Source organism: Sphingomonas sp. Leaf198 (assembly GCF_001424005.1).
GTDB lineage: Bacteria > Pseudomonadota > Alphaproteobacteria > Sphingomonadales > Sphingomonadaceae > Sphingomonas.
Genome location: NZ_LMPX01000003.1, coordinates 1 through 24981, shown reverse-complemented (window position 1 = coordinate 24981; position 24981 = coordinate 1). Strand labels below are relative to the sequence as shown.

Annotated in this window: 28 protein-coding genes; 16 read left to right on the top strand and 12 right to left on the bottom strand. The window is 66.5% G+C overall.

Features of this window, described 5'->3' with window-relative positions; genetic code table 11:
- The first annotated feature begins 335 nt into the window (after window positions 1-335).
- Window positions 336-1109, top strand: coding sequence for a hypothetical protein (locus ASG20_RS12635; RefSeq protein WP_056053229.1), 774 nt, complete (start codon window positions 336-338; stop codon window positions 1107-1109).
- Here ASG20_RS12635 and ASG20_RS19930 read toward each other — a convergent pair whose 3' ends face one another.
- Window positions 1110-1337, bottom strand: a complete 228-nt coding sequence (locus ASG20_RS19930; protein ID WP_231420610.1) for a VOC family protein — start codon at window positions 1335-1337, stop codon at window positions 1110-1112.
- A gap of 3 nt (window positions 1338-1340) precedes the next feature.
- Entirely contained in the window at window positions 1341-1514 is a 174-nt protein-coding gene (locus tag ASG20_RS19925) for a hypothetical protein (RefSeq protein ID WP_231420611.1), read from the bottom strand.
- A 117-nt stretch (window positions 1515-1631) separates the two neighbouring features.
- Between ASG20_RS19925 and ASG20_RS12625 the strand changes: the two genes are divergently transcribed.
- The 6 genes from ASG20_RS12625 to pal all read left to right on the top strand — a co-directional run bounded on the left by ASG20_RS12625 (window position 1632) and on the right by pal (window position 6630).
- Complete coding sequence (locus tag ASG20_RS12625; RefSeq protein WP_056053226.1) at window positions 1632-2090, top strand: YbgC/FadM family acyl-CoA thioesterase; 459 nt, start codon at window positions 1632-1634, stop codon at window positions 2088-2090.
- On the top strand, window positions 2087-2779 hold the full coding sequence (gene tolQ / locus ASG20_RS12620; RefSeq protein WP_056053223.1) for a protein TolQ: 693 nt from the start codon (window positions 2087-2089) through the stop codon (window positions 2777-2779). The genes ASG20_RS12625 and tolQ overlap by 4 nt, the downstream gene beginning before the upstream one ends.
- A gap of 182 nt (window positions 2780-2961) precedes the next feature.
- Complete coding sequence (gene tolR, locus ASG20_RS12615) at window positions 2962-3399, top strand: protein TolR (RefSeq protein WP_056053220.1); 438 nt, start codon at window positions 2962-2964, stop codon at window positions 3397-3399.
- Window positions 3400-3412: 13 nt separating this feature from the next.
- A complete protein-coding gene (locus ASG20_RS12610; protein WP_056053218.1) occupies window positions 3413-4447 on the top strand; it encodes a hypothetical protein in 1035 nt (344 codons plus the stop codon).
- 206 nt (window positions 4448-4653) lie between these two features.
- Window positions 4654-6051 carry a Tol-Pal system beta propeller repeat protein TolB gene (tolB, locus tag ASG20_RS12605; RefSeq protein ID WP_231420625.1) on the top strand — a complete coding sequence of 466 codons (1398 nt, stop codon included), beginning with the start codon at window positions 4654-4656 and terminating at the stop codon, window positions 6049-6051.
- Window positions 6052-6102: 51 nt separating this feature from the next.
- Entirely contained in the window at window positions 6103-6630 is a 528-nt protein-coding gene (pal, locus tag ASG20_RS12600) for a peptidoglycan-associated lipoprotein Pal (protein ID WP_056053212.1), read from the top strand.
- A 165-nt stretch (window positions 6631-6795) separates the two neighbouring features.
- Here pal and ASG20_RS12595 read toward each other — a convergent pair whose 3' ends face one another.
- The 4 genes from ASG20_RS12595 to ASG20_RS12580 all read right to left on the bottom strand — a co-directional run bounded on the left by ASG20_RS12595 (window position 6796) and on the right by ASG20_RS12580 (window position 10290).
- Window positions 6796-7647: a S1/P1 nuclease gene (locus tag ASG20_RS12595; protein WP_056053210.1), complete on the bottom strand. Its 852-nt coding sequence runs from the start codon at window positions 7645-7647 to the stop codon at window positions 6796-6798.
- Complete coding sequence (locus ASG20_RS12590) at window positions 7644-8564, bottom strand: isoaspartyl peptidase/L-asparaginase family protein (protein WP_056053207.1); 921 nt, start codon at window positions 8562-8564, stop codon at window positions 7644-7646. The genes ASG20_RS12595 and ASG20_RS12590 overlap by 4 nt, the downstream gene beginning before the upstream one ends.
- Window positions 8561-9700: an acyltransferase family protein gene (locus ASG20_RS12585; RefSeq protein ID WP_056053204.1), complete on the bottom strand. Its 1140-nt coding sequence runs from the start codon at window positions 9698-9700 to the stop codon at window positions 8561-8563. Before ASG20_RS12585 ends, ASG20_RS12590 begins: the two co-directional genes overlap by 4 nt.
- A 68-nt stretch (window positions 9701-9768) precedes the next feature.
- A complete protein-coding gene (locus ASG20_RS12580; protein ID WP_056053202.1) occupies window positions 9769-10290 on the bottom strand; it encodes a DUF1993 domain-containing protein in 522 nt (173 codons plus the stop codon).
- A 115-nt stretch (window positions 10291-10405) separates the two neighbouring features.
- On the opposite strand from ASG20_RS12580, the gene ispG reads away from it, so the two are divergent.
- The 4 genes from ispG to ASG20_RS12560 all read left to right on the top strand — a co-directional run bounded on the left by ispG (window position 10406) and on the right by ASG20_RS12560 (window position 13503).
- Entirely contained in the window at window positions 10406-11542 is a 1137-nt protein-coding gene (ispG, locus tag ASG20_RS12575; RefSeq protein WP_056053196.1) for a flavodoxin-dependent (E)-4-hydroxy-3-methylbut-2-enyl-diphosphate synthase, read from the top strand.
- A 324-nt stretch (window positions 11543-11866) separates the two neighbouring features.
- A complete protein-coding gene (locus ASG20_RS12570; protein ID WP_056053193.1) occupies window positions 11867-12115 on the top strand; it encodes a hypothetical protein in 249 nt (82 codons plus the stop codon).
- Between the two features lie 15 nt (window positions 12116-12130).
- Entirely contained in the window at window positions 12131-13030 is a 900-nt protein-coding gene (locus ASG20_RS12565) for a DMT family transporter (RefSeq protein WP_056053189.1), read from the top strand.
- A complete protein-coding gene (locus ASG20_RS12560) occupies window positions 13027-13503 on the top strand; it encodes a GNAT family N-acetyltransferase (RefSeq protein ID WP_056053188.1) in 477 nt (158 codons plus the stop codon). Before ASG20_RS12565 ends, ASG20_RS12560 begins: the two co-directional genes overlap by 4 nt.
- A 188-nt stretch (window positions 13504-13691) precedes the next feature.
- On the opposite strand, the gene ppa is transcribed toward ASG20_RS12560, so the two are convergent.
- The 3 genes from ppa to ASG20_RS12545 all read right to left on the bottom strand — a co-directional run bounded on the left by ppa (window position 13692) and on the right by ASG20_RS12545 (window position 16994).
- Complete coding sequence (gene ppa / locus ASG20_RS12555; protein ID WP_056053185.1) at window positions 13692-14270, bottom strand: inorganic diphosphatase; 579 nt, start codon at window positions 14268-14270, stop codon at window positions 13692-13694.
- A 74-nt stretch (window positions 14271-14344) separates the two neighbouring features.
- Window positions 14345-16258, bottom strand: a complete 1914-nt coding sequence (locus tag ASG20_RS12550) for a M61 family metallopeptidase (RefSeq protein ID WP_056053182.1) — start codon at window positions 16256-16258, stop codon at window positions 14345-14347.
- A gap of 82 nt (window positions 16259-16340) precedes the next feature.
- Window positions 16341-16994, bottom strand: coding sequence for a DUF1345 domain-containing protein (locus ASG20_RS12545; protein ID WP_056053179.1), 654 nt, complete (start codon window positions 16992-16994; stop codon window positions 16341-16343).
- Between the two features lie 49 nt (window positions 16995-17043).
- Between ASG20_RS12545 and hisS the strand changes: the two genes are divergently transcribed.
- The 4 genes from hisS to ASG20_RS12525 all read left to right on the top strand — a co-directional run bounded on the left by hisS (window position 17044) and on the right by ASG20_RS12525 (window position 21959).
- Complete coding sequence (gene hisS / locus ASG20_RS12540) at window positions 17044-18279, top strand: histidine--tRNA ligase (RefSeq protein ID WP_056053176.1); 1236 nt, start codon at window positions 17044-17046, stop codon at window positions 18277-18279.
- Between the two features lie 145 nt (window positions 18280-18424).
- Window positions 18425-19498 (top strand): peptide chain release factor 1, encoded by a 1074-nt coding sequence (prfA, locus tag ASG20_RS12535; RefSeq protein WP_056053173.1) that lies wholly within the window; start codon window positions 18425-18427, stop codon window positions 19496-19498.
- 138 nt (window positions 19499-19636) lie between these two features.
- The gene (prmC, locus tag ASG20_RS12530; RefSeq protein WP_231420626.1) at window positions 19637-20443 is read left to right on the top strand and encodes a peptide chain release factor N(5)-glutamine methyltransferase; all 807 of its coding nucleotides are present in this window, start codon (window positions 19637-19639) and stop codon (window positions 20441-20443) included.
- Window positions 20444-20699: 256 nt separating this feature from the next.
- Entirely contained in the window at window positions 20700-21959 is a 1260-nt protein-coding gene (locus tag ASG20_RS12525; protein WP_056053169.1) for a DUF4167 domain-containing protein, read from the top strand.
- Between the two features lie 258 nt (window positions 21960-22217).
- Here the strand turns inward: ASG20_RS12525 and ASG20_RS12520 are convergent, their stop codons facing one another.
- Complete coding sequence (locus tag ASG20_RS12520; protein ID WP_056053166.1) at window positions 22218-22496, bottom strand: hypothetical protein; 279 nt, start codon at window positions 22494-22496, stop codon at window positions 22218-22220.
- 74 nt (window positions 22497-22570) lie between these two features.
- Between ASG20_RS12520 and ASG20_RS12515 the strand changes: the two genes are divergently transcribed.
- Window positions 22571-23002, top strand: a complete 432-nt coding sequence (locus ASG20_RS12515) for a CBS domain-containing protein (RefSeq protein WP_056053164.1) — start codon at window positions 22571-22573, stop codon at window positions 23000-23002.
- A gap of 15 nt (window positions 23003-23017) precedes the next feature.
- Here ASG20_RS12515 and ASG20_RS12510 read toward each other — a convergent pair whose 3' ends face one another.
- Both ASG20_RS12510 and ASG20_RS19920 read right to left on the bottom strand, forming a co-directional pair.
- Window positions 23018-24505 (bottom strand): lipopolysaccharide biosynthesis protein, encoded by a 1488-nt coding sequence (locus ASG20_RS12510; protein ID WP_056053160.1) that lies wholly within the window; start codon window positions 24503-24505, stop codon window positions 23018-23020.
- A gap of 135 nt (window positions 24506-24640) precedes the next feature.
- On the bottom strand, window positions 24641-24981 hold a 341-nt coding region (locus tag ASG20_RS19920; RefSeq protein WP_236698774.1), incomplete at its 5' end, for a hypothetical protein.

Here is a 24981-nt window from a genome sequence, read left to right as displayed (position 1 = left end):
TCCTCCCCTTGGCGTGGGAGGATCGAGAGGGCGGCGTCTCTCCTACGCTGTGATGCTCCGTGCCGGCGTCTACATGGTACCACCCCGGCGGAGGCCGGGGCCCAATTGGGGGACGTTGCTGATTACCGGTGCGCTCCGTTATCCCGACCTCTCCAATTGGGCCCCGGCCTCCGCCGGGGTGGAAGTGATCCTGGGCAGGGCGCGCCCTTCTGCCGAGCTTGAAACTCCCAACCCCGCACCCATCTCCACTCGCCGCAAATCGCGTACGGCTTACGCATCGTTAACCTTCCGCATGCCAGACATGTCCCGTCGGGGGACATCACGAGGTGGTTGCGATGAGTCGTCGGTTTGCGTTGCTTTCATTTACCGCAGTAGCCTTGGTGGCGGGGTGCGCGCCGAAGCCCAAGACGGTCGCCGTCGTTGCGCCGCCGGTGGTCGCGGCTCCGGTCGCCGCGCCCGCAATGCCGAAGGGTGCGTCGCCGACCATGGTGATTCCGGTCGCGTTGCCCGATGGCACCTATCCCACGCCGAATCGCAACCTGACTCCGGCCGCCAAGGTCTGGCACCTGCGTGCCGCGCTCAACGTCGCCGCGCTCGCCTGCCGCGGGCCGCAGGAAGGCGCGATCATTGCCAGCTACAACGCGCTGCTGTCGGCGCAGAAGCCGGTGCTCGCCAAGGCCGAGGCGACCTATGCCAGCGAGTGGAAGTCGGGCGGCCGCGATTGGCAGGATCGCTACGACGATGCGATGACGCGGCTGTATAACTTCTTCTCGCAGTCGCCCGCGCGCGACGATTTCTGCGCGGCGGCGAGCACCGTGCTGGCGCAGAGCGCTGGCGTGACGGCCGACGCGATGCCCGCGTTCGCGGCACAGCAACTGCCGACGCTCGAACGCCCGTTCACCGATTTCTACCGCGCGTTCGACGCATGGCGTGGTCGGGCTACCCCGGCGCCGGTGTACGCGCAGCAGCCGCGACCGGCGCTGGCTTCGCGCCAATACGCGTCGAACATGACCGTCCAGACGATCACGCAGGCGCGTCTCCAGCCGATCTCGCAGCCGGTACCGCCGCCGCAGCCCCGGCTGAAACTGGATCCCAGCGTCTTCCAGTAATCAGGTCTTGAGCGGCGATCCGATCGACCAGCTATGGCCGAACGGATCGCGCACCTGACCGTAGCGATCGCCCCAGAACTGGTCGGCGACGGGCATCGTCACGATCGCGCCGGCCGTCGCCGCGCGCTCCACCCAGCCATCCGCATCGTCGACCTGCAGGTGCAGCGTGATACCGGCGGGTTCGGGTTCGTCGTGGCCGCGCCATTCGGGAAACTCGTCGCCCAGCATCAGTCAGCCGTCGTTGATCCGGAGGCTCGCCTGCATCAGCCTGACCCCGTCATCGGCGACGTTGGTCTCGACGACCGTCGCGGCGAACGCGGCTTCGTAGAAGGCGAGTGCTTCGTGCGCCCGCTTGCCGCGGATGACCAGAAAAGGTGTGATACCGCGAGTGGGACGATCGGCCATGCGAGTCTCCTGCGTTCGATGAGTCGAGACTAGGCGCATGATTCGCACCCGGCCAGTGCCGACATGATGAAGGCAATGGTTGGCTTCGTGGCAAAGACTGGGTTAACAGCCGCGGCAATGGCTGAAGTTTCAGATCGTCCGGCGGAAGGCCGCTTCGAAGGGCGCGAGCACCGGTTTCCGGTGCGCGTGTATTTCGAGGACACCGATCTGTCGGGTGCGGTCTATCACGCCAATTACCTGCGCTACATGGAGCGCGCACGCTCCGACATGTTGCGGCTCGGCGGGATCGACCAGCGCGCGACGTTCGAGGCAGGCGAAGGCTCCTACGCGATCGCCAACGTGACCATCCGCTATGCCGCACCGGCGCGGCTCGACGACGCGCTCGTCGTCGTCTCGCGGATGACGCAGGTACGCGCCGCTGGCGTCGCCATTCATCAAAGGGTCATGCGCGACGGGCTTGTCTTGGTCGAGGCGGACGTGGTGGCGGCATTGGTCGCCCCCAATGGCCGCCCACGCCGCCAGCCGCGCGCCTGGATCGATATCTACGAACGCCTTGTCTGGCAGGGGGAAGCATGAATCCGGTGTTGACTATGGATAGCGCGACGCTGTCGCCGATCCACTTGTTCCTCCAGGCCGACTGGGTGGTGAAGGGCGTGATGATCGGGCTGCTGCTCGCCAGCATCTGGACCTGGGCGCTGATCGTCGCGTTCTGGCGGCGGATCGGCAAGACGCGGAAAGGCATGACGCGGTTCGAGCGCGACTTCTGGAAGGCCGAGGATATCGACGTCTTCTACAAGGCGGAGGGCGAGAACGACCTGCCGTCCGCGCGCGTGTTCGCCGCCGGCGTGACCGAGTGGCGGCGCTCGACCGCAGGCGGCACGATCGACAAGAGCGGCACGCGCGAGCGGCTGGCGACGACGATGGGCGCAGCGGTCGCGGGCGAGATCGACAAGCTGTCGGACCGGCTCAACGTGCTGGCGACGGTCGGCTCGGTGGCGCCGTTCGTCGGGCTGTTCGGCACGGTCTGGGGCATCATGCGGAGCTTCACCAGCATCGCGGCGGCGCAGAACACGTCGCTGGCGGTGGTCGCGCCGGGGATCGCGGAGGCACTGTTCGCGACCGCGATCGGCCTGTTCGCGGCTATTCCGGCTGTGATCGCGTACAACCGGTTCAGCCACGGCATCAACCGGATCGAGGCAAGCCTCAACCGGTTCGCCGACGGTTTCCACACGACGTTGTCGCGCCAACTGGACGGCTCGCGATGAGCGGCGCGCAAATCCTCCCCGGCACGGGGAGGGGGACCGCGACGCGCAGCGGCGTGGTGGAGGGGGTTCTCCCCGCAGCACAGCGTCCGTGGGACAAGGCCCTCTACGCACCGCAGCATATGACGCACGCCCCCACCACCAGCGAAGCTGGTCCCCCTCCCCGCGTGCGGGGAGGATTTTAAGTGGCGATGAACCTTCCTTCCTCCCGTGGCCGCGGTCGCCGCGCGCCGATGGCGGATATCAACGTCACGCCGCTGGTCGACGTGATGCTGGTGCTGCTGATCATCTTCATGGTGACCGCGCCGTTGATGACCGCGGGCGTTCCGGTGAACCTCCCCGACGCGCGTGCGAAGGCGCTCGACCAGGAGCAGAAGCCCGTCGAGATCTCGATGGATGGCACCGGCGCGCTGTTCATCGACAAGGATCAGGTGACCGACGACGCGCTGCCGGTGCGATTGGCCGCGATTGCCGCCAGCCGTGCGGTCGGCGACGAGCCGCAGGTGCTGCTGCGCGCGGACCGGAAGCTTGATTACGGGCGCGTGATGCGCGTGATGGGCGAACTCAACCGCGCCGGGCTGAACCGCGTCGCGCTGGTGACCGTCGAGGGTAATCAGAACTGATGGCGCTGGCCTGATGGATCGTTCGGAGAAGATCGGCTTAGGCGTTGCCGTCGTCGGGCATGTCGTGCTGTTCGGCTTGCTGTCGCTTAGCTTTCTCAGCGCGCCCGAACCGCCGAAGATCCAGCAGCAGCCGATCGACGTGAGCCTCGTCCCCGACGTGGCGCTGGAGGCGACCGCGCCGCAATCGGTCGAGACGCCAGCCGAGTCGGTTGCCCCGGACGAGGGTGCGCCCGAGGATGCCGCGCCGCCGGCTCCGCAAGAGGTCGAGCCCGAGCCGAAGCCCGATCCCGTACCGCCCGCGCCTCAGCCGAAGCCCGCGCCGCCAAAACCCAAGCCGCAGCCGGCGCCCGAACCAAAACCCGAGCCCAAGCCGCAGCCTAAACCCAAGCCTGCGCCACCAAAGCCCGCCGCCAAGCCGGCACCGGTGCCTAAGCCGGCCGAGAAGCCCAAACCGGCGCCCGCCAAGGCCAAGCCGACGAAGCCCGCGCCGGAGAAATCGGCACCTGCGAAGACCGCGACGAAGTCGAAGGACTCTGCTGCAAAGTCGTCTTCTAGTGCAGCCAAGCCCGCCAAGCCGTCCTCGACCAAGGGCAGCGGCTCGACCGCGGAGGCCAAAACCTCGCGGTCACGCGGCTCGCGGCTCGGCGACAATTTCCTCAAGGGTCTGTCGGCCGATCCGTCGCCAAGCAAGTCGGAAGCGCCCAAGGCCGCCAAGCTCGGCGCGCAGGCGGCGGCGAACATCGGGTCAGCGATCCTGCGCCAGGTGCAGCCCTGCGCGAACCGCCAGGTCACGCCTGGACCCGGCGCCGAGCGGATCCGCGTGACGATCAACCTGCGGCTCAACCGCGACGGCACGCTGAAGTCGCGGCCGACGATCAGTGGTCATGCCGGCGTCGACGACGACAACCGGCGCTATGTCGACCGCGTCGACGATCTGGCGATCGCGACCTTCGTCGGGTGTTCGCCGCTACGCGGTTTGCCCGACGACCTGTATGACGTGCAGAACGGCTGGAGCAATTTCAGCCTGCGCTACAAACTTCCCGGCTGAGGATGTCCGTTATGACTCGATCGATCCTGGGGTTTTTCCCTTTGCGCCAGCTGCCTCCAGTTGAGAAACACCACCCCGGCGAAGGCCGGGGCCCAATTGGGAAGGTCAATGTAACGATGCGCAACGCTCCCTCAGCGGCGTCTCCCAATTGGGCCCCGGCCTTCGCCGGGGTGGACGCCGGGTTGGGTGGGCGTAAGGCTCGATCGATCCTTGCATCGGTTGGGCTGCTCGCTTTCGTCTCGGCTAGTGTCGCCACTGCGCAGGACGCGCCGGCTGCAGCTCCAGCACCACAGCAAGCCCCTGCCGATCCAGCCGCCCCAGCCCCGGCAGGCGATCAGTCCGGCGGACTCGTGGTCGACGTCACCGGCGGTATCTCCGCACCGATGCCGATCGCGATTCCCGTCATGCCGACGTCCGCCGTCGTCTCCACCCCGGCAGGGTCGACCGACGTGCTCGGTCGCCAGCTCGCCGACATCGTCACAAACGATCTCCGCAACTCTGGCCTGTTCACGCCGCTGTCGCCCGGCCAGCTCCGCCCGATCACCTTCCCCGAAGTCACGGCACCCGGGTTCGATTACTGGGGCAGCACCGGCGCGCAGGCGCTGGTTCAGGGCTTCATCCGCGCCAACGGCGACGGCAATCTGACGGTCGGCTGCTACCTCTACGACGTGTCGTCGAAAGCCGAGCTGACGCGCACTGGCTTCGTCGTGCCGCCGTCGGACTGGCGTCGCGCAGGGCATAAGTGCGCCGACATGGTCTACACCCGCCTGACCGGCGAGGGCGCCTATTTCGATAGCCGCGTCGTCTACGTGTCCGAGACCGGCCCCAAGGGCCACCGCATCAAGCGGCTCGCCATCATGGATCAGGACGGCGCCAATCACCGCTTCCTGACCAACGGCCAGTCGATCGTGCTGACGCCGCGGTTCGCGCCGAACCAACAGTCGATCGTCTATATGAGCTATCTGAACAATCGCCCGGCGATCTATGTCTACGACATCGGTTCGGGCAAACAACGCCTGGTGGTCGCGAACGCGAACCTGACGTTTGCGCCGCGCTTCTCGCCGGACGGTCGCAACATCCTGTTCTCGATGGCGCAGGGCGGCAATACCGACGTCTACCGCGTGTCGTCGCAGGGCGGGACGCCGCAGCGGCTGACCAACTCGCCGGGGATCGACACGGGCGGGAGCTATTCGCCGGACGGCTCGAAGATCGTGTTCGAGAGCGATCGGTCGGGGGGGCAGCAGATCTACGTGATGAACGCCGACGGCTCGAACCAGCAGCGGATCAGCTTCGGCGGTGGGCGCTATGCCACGCCGGTGTGGAGCCCGCGCGGCGACCTGATCGCGTTCACCAAGCTCGGCGGCGGTTTCCGGATCGGCATCATGAGCCCGAGCGGCGGCGGCGAGAAATTGCTCACCAACGACTGGCAGGACGAGGGGCCGAGCTGGTCGCCAAACGGCCGCGTGATCAACTTCTATCGCTCGGGACGCGGCAGCGGCGGCAAGGCGGACCTCTGGTCGGTCGACCTGACCGGCGTCAACGAGCGCAAGATCCCCACGCCGCTCGACGGCTCGGATCCGGCATGGGGCCCCTTGCGGCCCTGAACCTGCTATGGGGACGTAACGGGGAATATGATTTTCTACGGGAGACTGTCTATGTCGAAGCTTTCCAACATCTTGCTCGCATGTACCGCGTTGATCGCCGTTTCGGGTTGCGCAAAGAAGCGTCCCGCCGTGTTGCCGCCCGCACCGGTCGACAACAACGCCGCTGTCGATCCCAATGCGGGCCAGAACAACGGCAATGTCGGCGGGGCGATCGTGCCGGGGTCGGATGCCGACTTCCAGCGCTCGGTCAGCTCGAACACGGTGAACTTCGGGCTCGACATGTACGATATCGATCCGACCGCGCGCGCGATCCTCGACAGCCAGGCGCAGTGGCTGGCGAAGTTCCCGAACCAGCGCATCACGATCGAAGGCCATGCGGATGAGCGTGGCACGCGCGAATACAATCTTGCGCTCGGCGATCGTCGTGCGAACGCGACCAAGAACTATCTGGCCGCGAAAGGTGTGTCGGCGTCGCGGATGACGACGATCAGCTATGGCAAGGAGCGCCCGGTGGCGCTGGGCTCGGACGACCAGAGCTGGGCCGCGAACCGTCGCGCGGTCACGGTGGTGCTGAACTAGCTTTATCGTGGCGGTCCCTCTCCCCTCCGGGGAGAGGAAAGGAGGAACCGCTTGGCGACGGAAGGGTGAGGGGCTGTTGGCGCGGGTGTCCTGAGCCTCACGCCCCTCACCCTCCCACGTGCAAGAGCCCGCGGGCCCCTCCCTCTCCCCGGAGGGGAGAGGGGTTTAGTCCAGCGCCTTGTCGAGCAGCTTCGCCAGACGAATACCCCCGCGGCGGACTTCTTCTCGCGACACCGGCACCATCTTGGCGATCGTCGCGTCGTCCATTTTCACCCGCGCCGGCACCGTACCGCATGCATCCCCGCCCAGCGCCGCCGCATACGCCGTATGCGCGGCCTCCCAGGACTCCCGGCTCCAGTCGGTAACCGTCCCAGCCCCAATCTTAGCCCGCTCAGCCGCCGGATACCGCCTTACCAGCGACGGCGGCGTCGAGATCGCGCGCTCCGCCAGCGGCCCGTCCCAGATCGAATGTAGGTTGAACCGCGCGGGGCCGTAGATCCCGTAATCCGCCTTCACATCGTTGCCGCCCTTGTCGTTACGATCGCCTGCGTGGAGCGGCTGGTGCAGATCACCAACGAAGTGGATCAGGAACGCCAGCGCCTGGACGCGGTCCTTCGGCGACGTGGAGCGATCGCGGAGCAGCGTCACGTCGCGGTCGATCTGGACCGAGACGCAATTGCCGTCCTTGCACGCGGGCGTCAGGTCGAACGGCGCGCAGACGTCGGCATCTTGGAAATGCCAGGTATAGGCGAACCCGAAACGCGATTTGCCGTCGGCGGTCTTGAGCGGCTTGATGCAGTCCGCCCAGACGCTCGCCTGCTCGATCGTCCCCGCGGGACATTCGGGCGTGTCGAGCAGCGCCTGTTGCGCGAGCAGCTTGCGGATCTCGGCCTTGGTCTTCGGCGTGACGTTGGCATAGGCGATCTGCGCGACGGTCTGGTGGCCATACTCCCAGAACGCGGTGGCGGGGGAGGCAAGGCCGAGGACGGCCAAGGCGGCGAGGAGATAGCGCTTCATGCCGGCTCGTTAGCGTAGATCGCGACGGTCCGGCTACCCTCGGACGACGCGCGTCCGCGGTACATCCCGACGGTGTTGAAACCCCACGCCATCGCGCCGTCCGGCCCCGCGACGATCACCCCGCCCGTGCCGCCAAGCGCCTTCACTTCGGCAAGCACCGCGTCGGCGGCAACCTGCAGCGACTCGCCCAACAACCGGACGCGCGCGGCGATCTCATGACCAACGCCGACGCGGAGGAAGAACTCGCCCGAGCCGGTGCAAGATACCGCACAGGCGCGATCGTCGGCGAAGGTCCCCGCGCCGATTACCGGCGTATCGCCGATCCGGCCCCAGCGCTTGCCGGTGACACCGCCGGTCGAGGTGGCGGCGGCGACATGGCCGTGCGTATCGCACGCGACCGCACCGACCGTGCCGTATTTCATGTCGACGTCGAACCCTCCGCCATCGGCCTGGAACTCGGCGAATTGCCGGCGACGTTCGTCGGTCGCGAACCACGCGGCATCCGCGTGGGGAAGGTCGCGTTCGAGCGAGAATGCATCCGCACCCTTGCCGGCAAGGAAGACGTGGCGGCCATCGTCGAGTATCGCGCGGGCGAGGCCAACCGGGTTGCGCGTGGCGGTGGCTGCGGCGACAGCGCCGGCTGCCCGGGTGCGGCCGTCCATGATCGCAGCGTCGAGCTCCAGCGTGCCGTCATGCGTGAATACCGCGCCGCGCCCCGAGTTGAAGTGCGGATCGTCTTCAAGCACGCGGACCGCTGCTTCCACCGCGTCCAGCGCGCTGCCGCCGTCCGCCAGCACCTTCGACCCAACGTCGAGCGCATGCGACAGGCCCGCTCTCGCGCCCGCGTCCTGCTCGGGCGAGACCATTTCGCTGTCGAGTTTGCCGGCGCCGCCGTGAATGACGAGGGTCCAGGTCATGCTGAGTCTTTCGAGGGTAGGGCGCGGAGGCCGATGAGGGGGCGGAGCGGCGCGATGCTGCGGCCGATCCAGTAGAAGACGATGCAGCCGATCGTCGTCGCCGCGAGCAGGCACGCGAACTCCGCCCAGCCTGGCAGGCCGGCGGGGAGCAGCGCGTACATGACAAGGACGACGATCGTCTGGTGGATCAGGTAGAATGGGAATACCGCCTCGGTCAGCGTGCGGCGCCAGCGGTGATCGCGGTTCCAGTGGCGCTCGGCGATCCCGATCAGCGCGACGATCGCCCCCCATTGCTCGAGCGCGTGCGCGACGCCGTAACCGGGGTAGATCCAGCGCGGCGCGACGATGTCGCCGGGCCATTCGAGCTCGACGCCGATGATCGCTACATAGCCGAGCACCGCGGCGACCGCGCCGACCTTCCACCAGCGCGCGATCGCCGCCATTGCGGGCTCGGAACGGGCTAGGCCGAAGCCGAACAGGAACGCGGGGAAATAGGTGACGTGCGCGACCCAGTCGCCGAACAGGGCCTGCGATTCCGCGGCCATCTGGAACCACCAGGCGTGGACGAACACGAGCCACGCGACGGGGAGGACGAGCACCGCCCAGCTGCCGAAGACCCAGTCGAACGCGCGTTGCAACCAGTCGCCGCGAACGACGACCAGCCCCAGCGTTAGAACAGTCGTGTAGACCCAGAGATAGACGACGAACCAGAGGTGGTTCCAGGTCGGCAGCGACAGTCCGGCGAGCTTGCCGAACCGGAAATAGTCATGCGTCCAGAAGGTCAGATAGCTGCCGGCATAAGCGTGCTTGGTGACCAGCTCGACCCAGGGCTGCGGGGGCACGATCACCGCCATGCCGAACAGCAACGGCACCAGCAGGCGGTAGCAGCGATTGGCGAAGAATCCGCCTGTGCCGCTCGACCGGTTGAGCAGCGCGCGGCTGGCATAGCCCGAGACGACGAACAGCAGCGTCAGCCGCCACGCGTTGCTCGCCAGCATCGGCAGCCGCACCCAGTCCTCGACATGGAGCGACTTCACATGGAAGTTCCACGGCACGAAGACCATGCCGATATGGTAGAGGATCAGCAGCGCGAACGCCCCGATCCGCAGCCAGTCCATGCCATAATGCCGGGTCATCGCGCGGCCCTAGGGGGCGGGGGGCGGTGCCGCAAGCGCGGGACTGACCAGCCGTTCCCCGCGCCGGTTCACGCCTTCATGCGCGGCGTGCCCATGAAGTCGCGCTTGCCGATCGGCACGCCCTGCGCGCGCAGGATCGCGTAGGCAGTCGAGGCGTGGAAATAGAAGTTGGGCTGCGAGAACGAGAGCAGGAAGTTCGCGCCGGTGAACGGCATGACGAACGTGCCGAACTCGAACGTCGTGTCGTTGTCGGCAAGCGCGTCGAACGTCTCGCGGTCGATCCCCTCCAGCGTGGCGATCGCGTCGCGCATCACCTTATGGAGACCTGCGAAGTCGGTCGGCCAGGCCGAGCGATCGGGCGCGAAGGTACCGGCGCGGACGCCCTCGATCCCGCCGACCGAATGTCCGGCGCACGCCTTCACCTGATAGCCGAAGGGCAGCATGTCGTCGGCGAGCTTCGCATCGATCAACGTCGCGGGTTCGATACCGCGCTCGACCGCGAACGCTTCCGCCTTGTCGAGCAGCGCGTCGACCGCACGGAGTATCTGGAGGTTCGAGGGGATCGTCGCATCGTACAGGGACAGGGTCATCGCGTTCGCTCCTAAAGTCGTGCGCCGCTATGGCCGACGTTCGCCATACCCGCCAGCAATGTTCCGTTCCGCAGCGCAAGTCGCTATATAGGCCTCGAACTCCCGAGGAATCCCCATGTCCCTTCGTCCCTGGCGCGATATCACCCGCCGCAAGAGCCGCCAGATCATGGTCGGCAACGTCCCCGTCGGCGGCGATGCGCCGGTCACCGTCCAGACGATGACCAACACCCCGACCGACGACGTACGCGCGACGGTCGACCAGATTCGGCGCTGCGAAGACGCGGGCGTCGACATCATCCGCGTCAGCTGCCCCGACGTCGAATCGACCGCCGCACTGAAGCAGATCGTCCGCGCGAGCCGCGTGCCGATCGTTGCGGACATCCATTTCCACTACAAGCGGGCGCTCGAAGCCGCCGATGCGGGCGCGGCGTGCCTGCGGATCAATCCGGGCAACATCGGCTCGGCGGCGCGCGTGAAGGAAGTCGTCGATGCGGCGAAATCCAACGGCTGCGCGATCCGGATCGGCGTCAACGGCGGCTCGCTCGAGCGGCACCTTCTCGAGAAATACGGCGAGCCTTGCCCCGATGCGCTGGTCGAGTCGGCGCTCGATCACATCAAGCTGTTGCAGGATCACGACTTTCACGAGTTCAAGGTCGCGGTGAAGGCGTCCGACCTGTTCCTCGCGGTGGCGGCGTACCAGCAGCTTGCGGAGCAGGTCGATTGCCCGCTGCATCTCGGTATCACCGAGGCGGGCGGGTTCGTCGGCGGTACGGTCAAGTCGGCGATCGGGATGGGCAGCCTGCTGTGGTACGGGATCGGCGACACGATCCGCGTCTCGCTCTCCGCCGAGCCCGAGGAGGAAGTGCGCGTCGGCTTCGAGATCCTGAAGTCGCTCGGCATCCGCAACCGTGGGGTCCGCGTCGTGTCCTGCCCGTCGTGCGCGCGGCAGGGCTTCGACGTGATCCGGACGGTGCAGGCGCTCGAGGAACGGTTGCAGCACATCCGCACGCCGATGTCGTTGTCGGTGCTCGGTTGCGTCGTGAATGGGCCCGGCGAAGCGCGCGAGACCGATATCGGCATCACCGGCGGCGGCAACGGCAAGCACATGGTGTATCTGTCTGGCGTCACCGACCACCACGTCCAGGACGCCGACATGGTCGACCACATCGTCCGCTTGGTCGAGGCAAAGGCGGCCGAGATCGAAGCTGCGGATGAGGCGATGGCGGCGCTGGTGCCGGTGGCGGCCGAATAGGGGGGGCCACTACGCCCCGTCATCCTGACGAAAGTCAGGATCCAGGGTAACGAACGCGGACCTCAATGGCTCTGGATCCTGACTTTCGTCAGGATGACCGGGGATAGGGCGCAGGCTTCTTCTCGTTCCGGAAGTCCAGGGTAACAGGTGATGACGGTTGCGGCTCCTGGACCCTCGCCTTCGCGGGGGAACAGGTATGGACCTGCGGAGATGGTGTGCCGGCTCGATGCGGCGTATGGGATACGCATGATGACGGCTGCCGACCTCGATGCACTGACCGCGTTGGATCGGGCCGCGACGCCTGGGCCCTAGTATGTGCGGGCGATGGATGACGAGAACGCAACGTGCGCGACGGCTGTTGCGACGAAGCCCAACACGTCCGGCGATAACGACGAGCTATCCGGTTCGACCTATCACGGCGTTGTCGCGGCGACCTCGATCCAGCATCACGACTATGTTGTTCCCGCGGATGGACGATCGAGGGAAAATGCAGCGTTGATCGCGGCCGTCCGGACCGCGATTCCCGAATTGCTGCGGCTGGCGAGAATCGGTGCCGCAGTCGATCGCGCCTGATATTAGCCTGTTCCGATGACCTCTCGCATCGTGTCGCCCGCTCTAGCCTTCGCGATTGCCGCGCTCGGCATCGGACTGTTCTCCATGATGGATGCGGTGATGAAGTCGCTCGTGCTGGCGATCGGCGTCTATAACGCGCTGCTGTGGCGGCAGATGATCAGCGTCGGGCTCGGCGCGGTCGCGTGGAAGCTCGGGAACAGCGGGCGGCCGAGCGGGCGGGCGCTCAAGCTGCATCTGGCGCGCGGGTTGGTGACGACGGCGATGGCGGTGCTGTTCTTCTGGGGGCTCGCACGCGTACCGATGGCGCAGGCGATTTCGCTGACCTACATCGCGCCGATCCTCGCGCTGCTGCTCGCGGCGGTTGCACTGGGCGAGCGGGTCGGGTGGAAGACGTTCGTCGCGTCGATTGCCGCGCTTGGCGGCGTGCTGGTGGTGGTGATTGGGCAGGGGCGCGAGGTGCCGGGGCCTGAGACGTTTCATGGGACGCTCGCGATCCTCGGCTCGGCGGTGCTGTATGCGGTCAACCTCGTGATCGCGCGGTTGCAGAGCCAGGCGGCGCGGCCGGGCGAGATCGCGTTCTTCCAGGCGCTGGTTATCACCGCGACGCTGGCGCTGGCCTCGCCCTGGCTCGCAGTGGTGCCCGAGGCGGTGCAATGGCCCAAGCTCGTGCTGGCCGCCGGGCTCGCGACCGCGTCGCTTTGGCTGCTCGGCTGGGCCTATGCGCACGGCGATACCGGGTTTCTTGCGACCACCGAATACACGTCGTTCGTCTATGCCGCCGTGCTGGGTTTCCTGGTGTTCGGCGAGCGGGTATCGGCGTTCACGCTGGCGGGTGCGGCGATCATCGTCGTCGCGTGCCTGTATGCGGCGCGGCGGCGTGACATCGCGCAGACATCGATCGAGGCTAGTGCATGACCGTCATCCGTCCCGCCACCGTTGCCGATGTCGGCACGATCCTGCGCTTCGTCCGCGAGCTCGCCGCGTTCGAGCGCGAGCCGGATGCGGTCGATGCGACCGAGCCGATGCTGACGGAGGCGTTGTTCGGCGAGCGGCCCGCCGCGGAGGCGCTGATCGCGGAGACTGCACAAGGCCCCCTCGGGTTCGCGCTGTTCTTCCACAATTTCTCGACCTGGACCGGCAAGCGTGGGCTGTATCTGGAGGATCTGTACGTGACACCGGACGCGCGCGGGCAGGGGGTCGGCGGTGCGCTGCTGGCGCATCTGGCCGGCATGGCGCTCGATCGCGGCTGCGCGCGGTTCGAATGGTCGGTGCTCGACTGGAATGCCGACGCGATCGCGTTTTATCGGAAGGTCGGCGCGGTCGGTATGGAGGAATGGACGATCCAGCGGATGTCCGGGGATGCGCTGCTCAGGCTGGCGGGGCGGTAACGGGCCGCCGCCGCCCCGAACCGGTCCAGTAAAAAAGTACCTCCCCGGCGCAGGCCGGGGCCCAATTGGGAGATCGAGGTAACGACGGATGGTGCTCCGTTACTTCGACCTTTCCACTTGGACCCCGGCCTGCGCCGGGGGGGGCAGATTTGGAACGCTCCCGGCGCAGTAAACCGACAGAGTTCAGATCAGCGCCCTGCGGCGTCGTCCGAATTCATCGGTTCCTTGCCCTTCGCCTTCTCGGCCTCATAGCGCTCGATCGCCTCGATCGTGACGCGCTTGGCTTCCTCGGCGTCGCCCCACTTGCCGACGCGGACCCACTTCGTCTTCTCGAGGTCCTTGTAGTGCGTGAAGAAGTGCTCGATCTGCTCGAACACGATTTCGGGCATGTCGGCACGCTCGCCGATGTTGGCGTAATACGGGAACACCGCATCGACCGGCACGCAGACCAGCTTCTCGTCGCCGCCGGCTTCGTCTTCCAGATTCAGCACCGCGATCGGCCGTGCGCGGACGACGCATCCGGGGATAAACGGCGAGCGCGCGATCACGAGGGCATCCAAGGGATCGCCATCGGGGCTGAGCGTGTGCGGCACGAAGCCGTAGTTCGCCGGATAGCGCATCGGCGTGTGCAGGATGCGATCGACGAACAGCGCGCCCGATGCCTTGTCGAACTCGTACTTCACGGGCTCGCCGCCGGTCGGCACTTCGATGATGACGTTCAGGTCCTCGGGCGGGTTCTTGCCGGTCGGGATGAGATCGATACGCATGGCGGTCCTTTCGATATGACGATGCCGGCGCTTCTCGTCAGGGAGAGCCGCCGGCACCGATAGATTTCAAAGGCTCAACGCGGCGTCAGCAGCTTGTCGAGCCCGCCTTCCCCTGTACCGACCTTCTGAAGGCGCGGATAGCGCGGCCCGTCATGGTAATCGAGCGTGATGTCCCGGAATCGGTCGTTGTTCTTCACAGTCAGGCGAATCGGTGCCTTCGTTCCCCGCGCCGCGAGGATCGCCGCCTTGATCCGATCGGGCGAATACGCCTCGCTGTTGACCGCCTCGATTTCGGTGCCGACGTCGAGGCCGGCCTTGAACGCGGGGCTGTCCCAGATCGACGTGGTGACCACGCCCTCCTTGTTGATCACCAGCCCAAGCGAATAGCTGACATCGGTGCCGCGGGTCTTCTCGACCTGCTTCAGATACGGGCTCTGCTCGGGGCCGTAGACCAGCTTGTAGCCGTTCATCGCGAAGCCGTTGATGGGGGCGGGCTTGCCTGTCTCGGTCAGGCGGGTGTTGAGGAACGTCGCCCAGTCATAGGGGACGATGCCGTTGAGCGTCTTCGCGACGTCGGCGAAGGTGTAGGTCAGCTCGCCGTAATCACCGTCGCGGACGCCGAAGAAGGCCTTGGCGAAGTCGTCGATCGACTTGGTCCCGCCGGACTTCTGGCGGAGCATCGCGTCGACCTCCATCCAGACCATCAGGCCCTCGTTGTAGTAATCCTCCGAACGCTGCCAGCTGGTCCAGCCCTTGGGCTTCCGCGCCGAGATGACGGGGTCATTCGTCGTGTCGATCAGCGGGCGCCATTCGCGACCCTTCGCGCTGTCGTAGATGCCCAGGATCGCGGCATAGCCGTCGAGCGTGTCCTGCTTGCTGACCAGCCCCGAGCGCGCCTGGAGCACATAGCCCCAGAACTGCGTCTGGCCTTCGTACACCCACAGCAGCGAATCGCGCATCGGCGTGCGGAAGTCTGGGGTCCACAGGTCGGCGCCGCGGCGGAACTTGCCGTCCCAGCTATGCGTGAACTCGTGCGGAAGTAGATTCCGCGCAGCGGAGGTCGTGTCCCACTCGGTGAAATAGCCCGGCTTCACGCCGTTCTCGGAACTGCGATGATGCTCGAGGCCGATCCCGCCGAGCAGATCGCTGATCGACAACAGGAAGTGGTAGTGATCGTAATGCTGCGCGCCGAAGGTCTTGGCGGCCTGGTCGACGAGGCGCTTGTGCGCGTCGATCTGTTCGGGCTTGGCGGCGAGCTGGTCGGGGCTGTCGGCGAAGACGTCGAGATCGACCTTCGGGCTGAGCGGCCAGACCTTGCCGTACTTGCCCGCCAGGGTCGGCGAATCGACGAGGATCTCGTAGTTGGTCGTGTCGTAGCTGTAGGTCGAGCCCGAGACCTTGGCGGGCACCGCACCCGCGGCGGTCCAGCCGGTCGGGTAGGTGACGGTCATCTTGATCGGGATCTGGCGCGTAAAATAGCCGGCGGGATAAAGGCTGACGAGGTTCGGTTCGAGGCTGATCATCGTCGGCGTCATCACCACGCGGCCCTGGTCGCCCTTGGTCGCGGAGACGAACTGGAACTCGGCGACGAGGGTCTTCGCACCGGTCGGCACGTCGATGTGGAACGCGAACACATCGACCGGATCGCGCGTCCAGGGCACGATCTTGCCGTTCGCGCGGATCACGAGGCCGGCGAGCTTTTCGATCTCGCCGCGCGGGGAATGCGCGCCGGGCAGCCACTTCGGATAGAGCAACGCCATCGGGCCGGACTTGGCGACCGGGATGGTCTGCTTCACGCGAAAGATGCCGCGCTCGGTGTCAGTCGCATCGACGTCTAGCAGCAGCGTGCCGGGATAGGGCGTGTCGACCGCGTCGGGGATCGTGTCGACGAACGGCACCGGTTGCGGCGCGGTGTTGCCCGCGGGGACCTGCGCAAATGCAGGGGCGGCGGACGCGAGCAGGGATGCGACGAGAAGCTTGCGGATCAAGGAAGGGCCTTCCGGCTGAGAGACGATGACCCGAGGTGTAATCGCGATAAAGGGCAGCCGTCCAGTCCTTTACCCGGTACCCTCAGCCAGCACTCCCGAGCACATTGATCGTGAACGCCAGCACGCCGATGTTGAACACGAACGCCGCCATGCACTGGCCGAGCGCGGCCTTGCGCACCCGGCGCGAGGTGATCTCGACGTCCGAGGTCTGGAACGTCATCCCCAGCGTGAACGCGAAATAGGCGAAATCCCAGTAATCGGGCTCGTCGCAGCTCGGGAAATCGAGGCCCTTGGCGTCCTTGCCGTCCGGATCGTCGACATAGAACAGATGCGCATAATGCAGCGTGTAGATCATGTTCGAGAACAGCCACGCGAGCGCCAGCGTCGTGATCGTCAGCGCGATCCCGACCGCGTCGTTCTTGCCCTGCAATTCCTTCGCCACCGCGACGAGGATGACCAGCATGATCGTCCCGCTGAACCCGAGCAGCACCGCGCGGTTGGCGTCGTTCTCCTCCGCCGCGCGACGCATCCGGGTGGCGGTGGCGTTGCGGAACAAGGTCGACACCGCGATCAGGAACACGACCGCGGCGACGTCGAACCCCGCCATCGTGCCACGCCCGAGCCCGAAATGCGGGATCAACGCGGCCAGCCCGATCGCGAAGACCAGCACGAACAGGATGAAGCGCGGCGGGGCAACGCGTTGGCCAAGGCCCCAATATCTGGGTTTGTCGTTCATGCCACAGCGCTAGCGCTTAGCGGGGACGTCGCCTAGATACGCGCGCATCATGGCTAAGATTGAAACCCCGCGCCGCATCCGTGGCACCCAGGACATTTTCGGCGACGAGCAGCGCCGGTTCGCGCATGTTCTGTCGACGTTCGAACGCGTGCGGGCGCTGTATTGCTTCCAGCGCGTCGACATCCCGGTGTTCGAGTCGACGGCGGTGTTCGCGCGCTCGCTCGGCGAGACCACCGATGTCGTGTCGAAGGAGATGTACACGTTCGAGGATCGCGGCGGGGATTCGCTGACGCTCCGTCCCGAGTTCACCGCCGGCATAGCGCGCGCGTACCTGACCGAAGGCTGGCAGCAGTTCGCGCCGATGAAGCTCACCACCAGCGGGCCGGTGTTTCGCTACGAACGCCCGCAAAAGGGTCGCTTCCGCCAGTTCCACCAGATCGACGCCGAGGTGATCGGTGCGGCCGAGCCGGCGGCGGATGTCGAACTGCTCGTGCTCGCGGACCAGTTGCTGCGCGAACTCGGCATTTCCGAGGGCGTGACGTTGCAGCTCAACACGCTGGGCGATGCGGCAACGCGTGACGCCTGGCGCGAGGCGCTGGTGGCGCATTTCGAGGCGCATCGCGGCGAGTTGTCTGAGGACAGCCTGACCCGGCTCGAGAAGAACCCGATGCGGATACTCGATTCGAAGGACCCCCGCGACCGCCCGATCGCCGACAGCGCGCCGGATATCGACGCGTATCTGACCCCCGAGGCACGCGCGTTCTTCGAGGCGGTGACCGCCGGGCTCGATGCGGCGGGCGTCGCGTGGGAGCGCAACGCGCGGCTGGTCCGCGGCCTAGATTATTACCGCCACACCGCGTTCGAGTTCGTGACCGATCGGTTGGGCTCGCAGGGTACCGTGCTGGCCGGCGGCCGGTATGACGGGCTGATCGGGTCGCTCGGCGGGCCGGAGACGGCTGGTGTTGGCTGGGCCGCGGGTGTCGAGCGATTGGCTATGCTGCTGGAGGAACCGACTGAGCAGCGTGCCCAAGTCATCGTCGTTGCAGAGGACGATGACTCAAGTCTTGATGCGATTGCGCTGATTTCCAACCTCCGGCGAAATGGCGTGTCCGCCGATCTGGTTGCATCCGGTTCGCCGAAAAAACGCTTCGACAAGGCCGTCAAGGCAGACCCGCAGGCGATCGCCAGCGTTCGTCGCATCGACGGCGAAGTCGTTCGAAAGTTGAAGATGTTCGGGTCGGTAACCGAAGGACTTGAGGCCCAATTGAAGACGCTGCTGTCGTGATGGATCATTCGCAAATCCTCCCCGGCACGGGGAGGTGGCAGTGCGCGGCACTGACGGAGGGGGGCTTCCACGTCGCGCAACACCTGTGGCCCGCCCCCTCCACCCCCCTTCGGGTGGTCCCCCTCCCCGTGCCGGGGAGGATTTGATGACCCAGATCTCCCCCGACCGCATCCGCGCCATCGAGGCGCGGCGTGACGAGCTGCAGGCGCTGATGTCGACCGGCGATCTCCCCTCGGATCGCTTCGTCGCGGTGTCGAAGGAATATGCCGAGCTCGAACCCGTGGCTCAGGCCGCCACCGAAGTGCGCCGGTTGCGGCAGGAGGCGGAAAGCCTCGCGTTCATGGCCGAGGATGCCGACGACGAACTCCGCGCGATGGCGTCGGACGAACTGCACGAGAACCGCACGCTGCTCGAAACCGCGGACCGCAAGCTCGCGCTCGCGCTGCTGCCGCGCGACTCCGCCGACGAACGCTCGGCGATGCTCGAAGTCCGCGCCGGTACGGGTGGCGACGAGGCGGCGCTGTTCGCGGGCGACCTCTTCCGGATGTACCAGCGCTATGCCGAATCACAGGGCTGGCGGGTCGAGATGATCTCCGGTTCGTCGTCCGACGCGGGCGGCTTCAAGGAAGTCGTCGCCAGCGTCACCGGGCAGGGTGTGTTCGCCAAACTCAAGTTCGAGAGCGGCGTGCACCGCGTCCAGCGCGTGCCCACCACCGAGGCCGGTGGCCGGATCCACACCTCGGCGGCGACCGTCGCGGTGCTGCCCGAGGCGGAGGAAGTCGACGTCAAGATCGACGACAAGGACCTGCGCATCGACGTCTATCGCTCGTCGGGCCCCGGCGGGCAGTCGGTCAATACCACCGACAGCGCGGTGCGGATCGTCCACATCCCGACCGGGCTGACGGTGATCCAGCAGGACGAAAAGTCGCAGCACAAGAACAAGGCCAAGGCCCTCCGCGTGCTCAGGACGCGGCTGTACGAGGCGGAACGCGACCGGCTGCATGCCGAGCGGGCAGGCGCGCGAAAGTCGATGGTCGGCTCGGGCGATCGCTCGGAGCGGATCCGGACGTACAATTTCCCGCAAGGCCGCGTGACCGATCACCGCATCAACCTGACGCTGCATCGTTTGCCGGAGATCGTCGCGGGCGAAATGGACGAACTGATCGGCGCGTTGGTGGCACAGGACGAAGCGGACCGCCTGGCGCAGCTGGATGGCTGAGCGTTCCCCAGCCGCAACGGCATTCCCCTCCCGCTTGCGGGAGGGGTTAGGGGAGGGGCTTCCCGCTAAGGGCATCGCTCGGTGACAGCCCCTCCCCCGACCCCTCCCGCAAGCGGAAGGGGAGCAGTTAGCAACGCCATCGCCACCGCCGCTGCGCGCCTCACCTTCTCCGCCACCCCCCGCCTCGACGCGGAACTCCTGATGGCGCACGCGCTCGGCGTCGAGCGCAACGCGATCCTCCTCGATCCGGATCGCTACACCGTCCCCGAGAGCTTCGCCGCGCTCGTCGAACGCCGGCTCAACCACGAGCCGATCGCCTACATCACCGGCACCCGCGGCTTCTGGTCGATCGACCTCGCCGTCGGCCCCGGCGCACTCGTCCCCCGCGCCGACAGCGAAACCCTCCTGATCGCCGCCCAAGCGCACTTCGCCGGCCGCGCCCCCGCGACAATACTCGACCTCGGCACCGGCCCCGGCACGCTGCTCCTCGCCGCGCTCGACGAATGGCCCGCACAAGGCCTCGGCGTAGACTATTCCCCCCAAGCGCTCGCCTACGCCCGCGCCAACGCCGCAACCCTCGGCGTCACCGACCGCGCGCACTTCATCCACGGCAGCTGGGCCAGCGCGATCGTCGGCCAGTTCGACCTGATCCTCGCCAACCCCCCCTACATCGCCACCGACGAACGCCTCCCAGCCGAAGTCCACGACCACGAACCCCACGCCGCGCTCTACGCCGGCTCAGACGGGCTGGACGACTACCGGATCCTCGCCGAACAGCTCCCCGCACTGATCGCCCCCGGCGGCGCGGCGGTGATCGAGATCGGTTCGACGCAAGCTCCCCCCGTCACGGCGCTACTCGAGGCGCAAGGTCTACATGTCGCGCTCCATCACGACTATGGCGGCAACGCGCGTGCGTTAGTGGCAACCCACGCCCCCGCGACTTGAACAATATGGCGCTAAACCTCACATTTCGCTTGTAGTAGGTCCCTTGCGGCCGCTATCACGCGGGCAGGGGCACGCACTCTCGACGATTGGTCGGTTTAGAGCGATGACCCGCATCCTTCGCTTTGAGGTCGCTGCAGTCCGGCGGCCCTGGCAAGTTCGACGCACCGATCTCGTCTAGATCGTCGGTGCGCGACGGGGGTTTGCACCGCATTTCGGAGCACGACCAGATTTTGGTTCGACGACTGAGGACACAAGCTTGATCAACAACCGGCAAGCCGGCCGCCGTCGCGGTCGTGGCAACAATAATAATGGCGGCGGCGGTAGTGGTGGCGGTCAACGCCAGGGTGGCGGCGGCGGCGGCCAGGGTGGTCGCGATACCGGCAACCGCATCGACAGCCGCGCGCGGGGCAACGCGAGCCAGCTGTACGAGAAGTACAAGAACCTCGCGCGTGACGCGCAGCAGCAGGGCGACCGCGTCAACATCGAATATTACCTCCAGTTCGCGGATCATTATTTCCGGGTCCTGAGCGAAACCCGCGCCCGTTTCGAAGAGAGCCAGCCGCAGGCGCAGCAGCAGCCACGCCGCCAGCAGCCGTTCGATCTCGACGGCGACGACGATTACGGTGACGAAGGCGAACCGATCCGCTCGGGCGAGCAGCAGGGTACGCCCGAGCAGCCTCGTGGCGAGCAGAATGGCGGCCAGCAGAACGGCCAGTACCAGAACGCGCCCCGCCAGAATCGTGAGGGCCAGAACCGCGACAACCAGAACCGCGAGGACCGCCCTCAGCGTGAAGATCGTCCGCAGCGCGAAGAGCGTCCGCGGTACGAGAACAATCGTTATGAAGGCCAGCGTAACGAGGCGCAGCCGCGCAACGAAGGCCAGCGCGAGGACCGCGTCCGTGGCGACAATCCGCGCAACCAGCGCAACACCCCGCGTGATGCCCAGCCGCGCGACGATCGCAGCGCCGAAGAGCAGGGCCAGGCTCGCGAAGCGCAGGCGCGTGAGACCCAGCAGCGCGAGACGCAGCCCCGCGAGAACGGGCGCGACGAGCAGGTCCGCGAGCCCCGCAGCGACTACCGCGACACGCCGCAGCGCGAGACGGTCCGCCGCACGCCCCGCGTGAGCGCACCGGTCGCCAACGCCAACCAGGATTCGGAAGCCGATGCGGTTCGTTCGGTAAACGAGCCCGCCGAGCAGGTGGCGCAGTCGACCGAAGCCGTCGAGACGACGATTCCTGTCGCCACGACCGAGGAGCAGCCCCGCCGTCGCGGTCGCCCGCGCCGCGATCGCAGCCTCGACGCCCCTATCGCGCAAGATCAGGGCGGGCAGGACGAGCACGCACCGACCGCGTTCGATGCGGATCGCCTGCCGCCGTCGCTCGGCATCTCGGCAACGGTCGCCCCTGCACCATTGCCTGCGCCCGCAGCCGAAGCGGCTCCTGCCGACACCGCTGCCGAAGAAAAGCCCCGCCGCCGCCGCGTTCGCGCGGTACCGGGCGAAGTTCAGGCTGGCTGAGCCTCGCACCGACGTCGGTCCGAGGATTGAAAAAAAAGGCCGGTACCGCTTCGCGCGGTGCCGGCCTTTTTTTTCGTCGGGATTTTCCGGCAGGGGGATGGCTAATCGCCTCCCCCACCCGCTTGCGGGAGGGGGCTGGGGGGTGGGCTCGCGCTATCCGCGTCCCCACTGGTCAAGACCGCGTGCCCACCTCCGGCCCCTCCCGCTCACGGGAGGGGGAAGACAGTGCGCGATTTTAGCGCCCGCTTTCCGTCCCCCTCAGTCGATCCTGGTCACGTCCTCGTCGTGGCCACTACCCGAACTGAGAAACGCGAGCCCCATCAGCAGGCCGGCCATCATCACCGATCCGCCGACGCCGCCGATCACCGCCAGCATCGTCACCAAATGCAGCGGCCCTTGGATATGCGCCATCGCCGCGATGATCGCCGCGACGCATACTGCGGCCGCCAGCACCATCCATGCCATGATGGCCCGAAACCGCGCCCAGGCAAACGCCGCATAGTCAGGGTCGTCCAGGCCGGGCGGTAGGTCGCTCATCGCTTCCCATTGCCGCGCAAACATGGTTTCTTCAATCTACGCGCTACGAAGACGCAAGAGATGGAGAGGCGAACATGACGATCGCGGCAATCCTGAGCGGCAAGGATGCAGGGGACGTCCTCTCGCTCCACCCCGATTCGACGGTGGCGGACGCGGTGGCGTTGCTCGCGGAAAAGCGGATCGGCGCGGCCCCAGTGCTCGAGAACGGCCAGGTGGTCGGCATCTTCTCCGAACGCGACGTCATCCACTGTCTGCAATCGGACGGTGCCGCCGCGCTGGCGCGTCGGATCGGCGACGTGATGACCACCGCGGTGAAGTCGATCGGCCCCGCCGAGTCGGCGATCGGCGCACTGTCGTTGATGACCCAGCGCCGGATCCGTCATCTGCCGGTGATCGAGGGTGACACGCTGGTCGGGTTCGTCTCGATCGGCGATCTCGTCAAATACCGGATCGACCGGATCGAGGCGGATGCCGCGGCGATGCGCGAGTATATCCAGTCGGCGTAGCGCAGGTACGCCAGACTAGGCGGGGAGCGGCTGTTTCCGGGCGATGGCGATCACCTCGCGGATCGTCGCGCGCGCGAAGACCAGCATCCAGCTTGCGTATACCGCCGCGCCGATCGGCACGAGGATCGCCAGCCGCCAGTGCGCGTCGAGCGGCGGGAGCGTGCGGTCGACCAGCCCGACCACCAGCGCCATAGCGATTCCCCCGAACGCTGGCGCGGCGACCGCGGCGGCGACGTCTCTGGCGCGCACACCGATCACCGGCAGTGTCCGCCACGCGCTGATCGACAGATACAGCGGATAGGCGAGGATCCACGCGACGCCCATCCCGGTCGGTCCCCAATGCACGCCGACCAGGAACGCGCTGGCGAGAATGATCGCGCCGGTCGCGCCGTTCCGCACGCCGATCCCGGGGCGACCCCGCGCATCGGAGGCCGGCGTGAACAACACCTGCAACGTCATGAACGGCATCGCGAGCGCCAGCAGGTGCACCACCGGGGCGGTTTCGCGCCACTTCTCGCCAAGCATCGTCAGTACGAGCGGTTCGGAGGTTGCCGCCAGCCCCATGTAGAACGGCATCGCGACGATCATCACCATCCGCACGCCGCGCACGAACGCACGGCCGATCGCATCCGGATCATGCTGCATCCGCGCATAGGCGGAGAAGGCGACCTCGTTCAGCGGCGGCACGAATTTCGAGACGAAGATCTGTGTCAGGAACAGACTGGTGGTATAGATGCCGAGCGTATGCGGCGAAAAGCTGCGTCCCGCGATGAAGACGTCGGCCTGGCTTTGCAGGAACCAGAACAGCTGGCTCGCGGCCATCACCCCGCCATAGCGCGCGATCGTCCCGGCCCCACGAAAATCGAAGCTCGGCCACACCAGCGAGCGCGCCGACCATGTCATCATCGTGCCGCGCACGCTGAACAGCACGATCGGCGCGAGCACCAGCGTCCAGACGCCCAGACCATACATCGCGCCACCCAGCGCTGCGCTGGCCGACGCGACCGATGCGGTGATGTTGGCCTTGGCCTGGTGGCGAAAGTCCATCGCGCGCGACAGCAGGGCATAGGGAAGGGCAATGAACGGCGTCGCCAGATAGAGCAGGGCTTGGACGCGCAGCATGTCGCCGACGATCGGTTGCCGATAATATGCTGCAGCGAGCGGGGCTAGCGAGAGCTGGGCGATCGCAAGCGTCACGTTCAGCACGATCAGCATTCCGAACAGCTGCCGCACTTCGCGGTGGCTGATCTCCTTTTGCTGGATCAGCCCGCTCGCGAGGCCATAGCCATTGAGCATCGCCATGAAGGTAAGAACCACCTGGCACATCGCGAACAGCCCGTAATCCGCGGGGGCGAGAATCCTGATCACCAGGAAGGTGGCACTCCATTGCACCAGTTGCGCAACGATCTGGCTGCCCGAGCGCCAGATCAACGCGCTCCGGACTTGTCCGGCCAGCGAGGGCTGATCGTCGGCCGGCATCGAGGCAGGAGTCGCGGTATCCATCGTATCGGGCATGTAGCGATATGCCCCTTCACAACGGATTAAGGCGAGGCCTTAAAACGGTTGCGCTACCGGGAATGGGCTGAGCCACTGCGGTACTGAGGAAAAACAGCTCATATCCAACGCTCTAGCTATGGCTCATACCGAGGCTGCGGGCGTCATAAACGCGTCAGCCGGCAAAAATTGCCACAAATGTGAAAGATTGTGTTTGACGCGAATCGGAACCCCGCCTAGAGGGGTGTCACCGCAGCGGAGTGCCTCACCGGCTTCTGAAGCGGTCGCAAAAAACCAGATGCTCCAAGCTTTCTCGGAAGAGAGGGTTATGCGAGTGTGCCACAAATGTGAAAGATTGTGTTTGACGCGAATCGGAACCCCGCCTAGAGGGGTGTCACCGCAGCGGAGTGCCTCACCGGCTTCTGAAGCGGTCGCAAAAAACCAGATGCTCCAAGCTTTCTCGGAAGAGAGGGTTATGCGAGTGT

What these genes read in the sequence shown, in the direction of transcription:
- ASG20_RS12520 (WP_056053166.1), bottom strand. Translation starts at nt 22,496, where the DNA reads ATGAGCGACCTACCGCCCGGCCTGGACGACCCTGACTATGCGGCGTTT.
- tolQ (WP_056053223.1), top strand. Translation starts at nt 2,087, where the DNA reads ATGAATCCGGTGTTGACTATGGATAGCGCGACGCTGTCGCCGATCCAC.
- pal (WP_056053212.1), top strand. Translation starts at nt 6,103, where the DNA reads ATGTCGAAGCTTTCCAACATCTTGCTCGCATGTACCGCGTTGATCGCC.
- ASG20_RS19930 (WP_231420610.1), bottom strand. Translation starts at nt 1,337, where the DNA reads ATGCTGGGCGACGAGTTTCCCGAATGGCGCGGCCACGACGAACCCGAA.
- ASG20_RS12585 (WP_056053204.1), bottom strand. Translation starts at nt 9,700, where the DNA reads ATGACCCGGCATTATGGCATGGACTGGCTGCGGATCGGGGCGTTCGCG.
- ASG20_RS12580 (WP_056053202.1), bottom strand. Translation starts at nt 10,290, where the DNA reads ATGACCCTGTCCCTGTACGATGCGACGATCCCCTCGAACCTCCAGATA.
- ASG20_RS19925 (WP_231420611.1), bottom strand. Translation starts at nt 1,514, where the DNA reads ATGGCCGATCGTCCCACTCGCGGTATCACACCTTTTCTGGTCATCCGC.
- prfA (WP_056053173.1), top strand. Translation starts at nt 18,425, where the DNA reads ATGACCCAGATCTCCCCCGACCGCATCCGCGCCATCGAGGCGCGGCGT.
- ASG20_RS12590 (WP_056053207.1), bottom strand. Translation starts at nt 8,564, where the DNA reads ATGACCTGGACCCTCGTCATTCACGGCGGCGCCGGCAAACTCGACAGC.
- hisS (WP_056053176.1), top strand. Translation starts at nt 17,044, where the DNA reads ATGGCTAAGATTGAAACCCCGCGCCGCATCCGTGGCACCCAGGACATT.
- ispG (WP_056053196.1), top strand. Translation starts at nt 10,406, where the DNA reads ATGTCCCTTCGTCCCTGGCGCGATATCACCCGCCGCAAGAGCCGCCAG.
- ASG20_RS12515 (WP_056053164.1), top strand. Translation starts at nt 22,571, where the DNA reads ATGACGATCGCGGCAATCCTGAGCGGCAAGGATGCAGGGGACGTCCTC.
- ASG20_RS12625 (WP_056053226.1), top strand. Translation starts at nt 1,632, where the DNA reads ATGGCTGAAGTTTCAGATCGTCCGGCGGAAGGCCGCTTCGAAGGGCGC.
- ASG20_RS12510 (WP_056053160.1), bottom strand. Translation starts at nt 24,505, where the DNA reads ATGGATACCGCGACTCCTGCCTCGATGCCGGCCGACGATCAGCCCTCG.
- ppa (WP_056053185.1), bottom strand. Translation starts at nt 14,270, where the DNA reads ATGCGTATCGATCTCATCCCGACCGGCAAGAACCCGCCCGAGGACCTG.
- ASG20_RS12560 (WP_056053188.1), top strand. Translation starts at nt 13,027, where the DNA reads ATGACCGTCATCCGTCCCGCCACCGTTGCCGATGTCGGCACGATCCTG.
- ASG20_RS12545 (WP_056053179.1), bottom strand. Translation starts at nt 16,994, where the DNA reads ATGAACGACAAACCCAGATATTGGGGCCTTGGCCAACGCGTTGCCCCG.
- ASG20_RS12610 (WP_056053218.1), top strand. Translation starts at nt 3,413, where the DNA reads ATGGATCGTTCGGAGAAGATCGGCTTAGGCGTTGCCGTCGTCGGGCAT.
- ASG20_RS12565 (WP_056053189.1), top strand. Translation starts at nt 12,131, where the DNA reads ATGACCTCTCGCATCGTGTCGCCCGCTCTAGCCTTCGCGATTGCCGCG.
- ASG20_RS12595 (WP_056053210.1), bottom strand. Translation starts at nt 7,647, where the DNA reads ATGAAGCGCTATCTCCTCGCCGCCTTGGCCGTCCTCGGCCTTGCCTCC.
- ASG20_RS12635 (WP_056053229.1), top strand. Translation starts at nt 336, where the DNA reads ATGAGTCGTCGGTTTGCGTTGCTTTCATTTACCGCAGTAGCCTTGGTG.
- ASG20_RS12570 (WP_056053193.1), top strand. Translation starts at nt 11,867, where the DNA reads ATGGATGACGAGAACGCAACGTGCGCGACGGCTGTTGCGACGAAGCCC.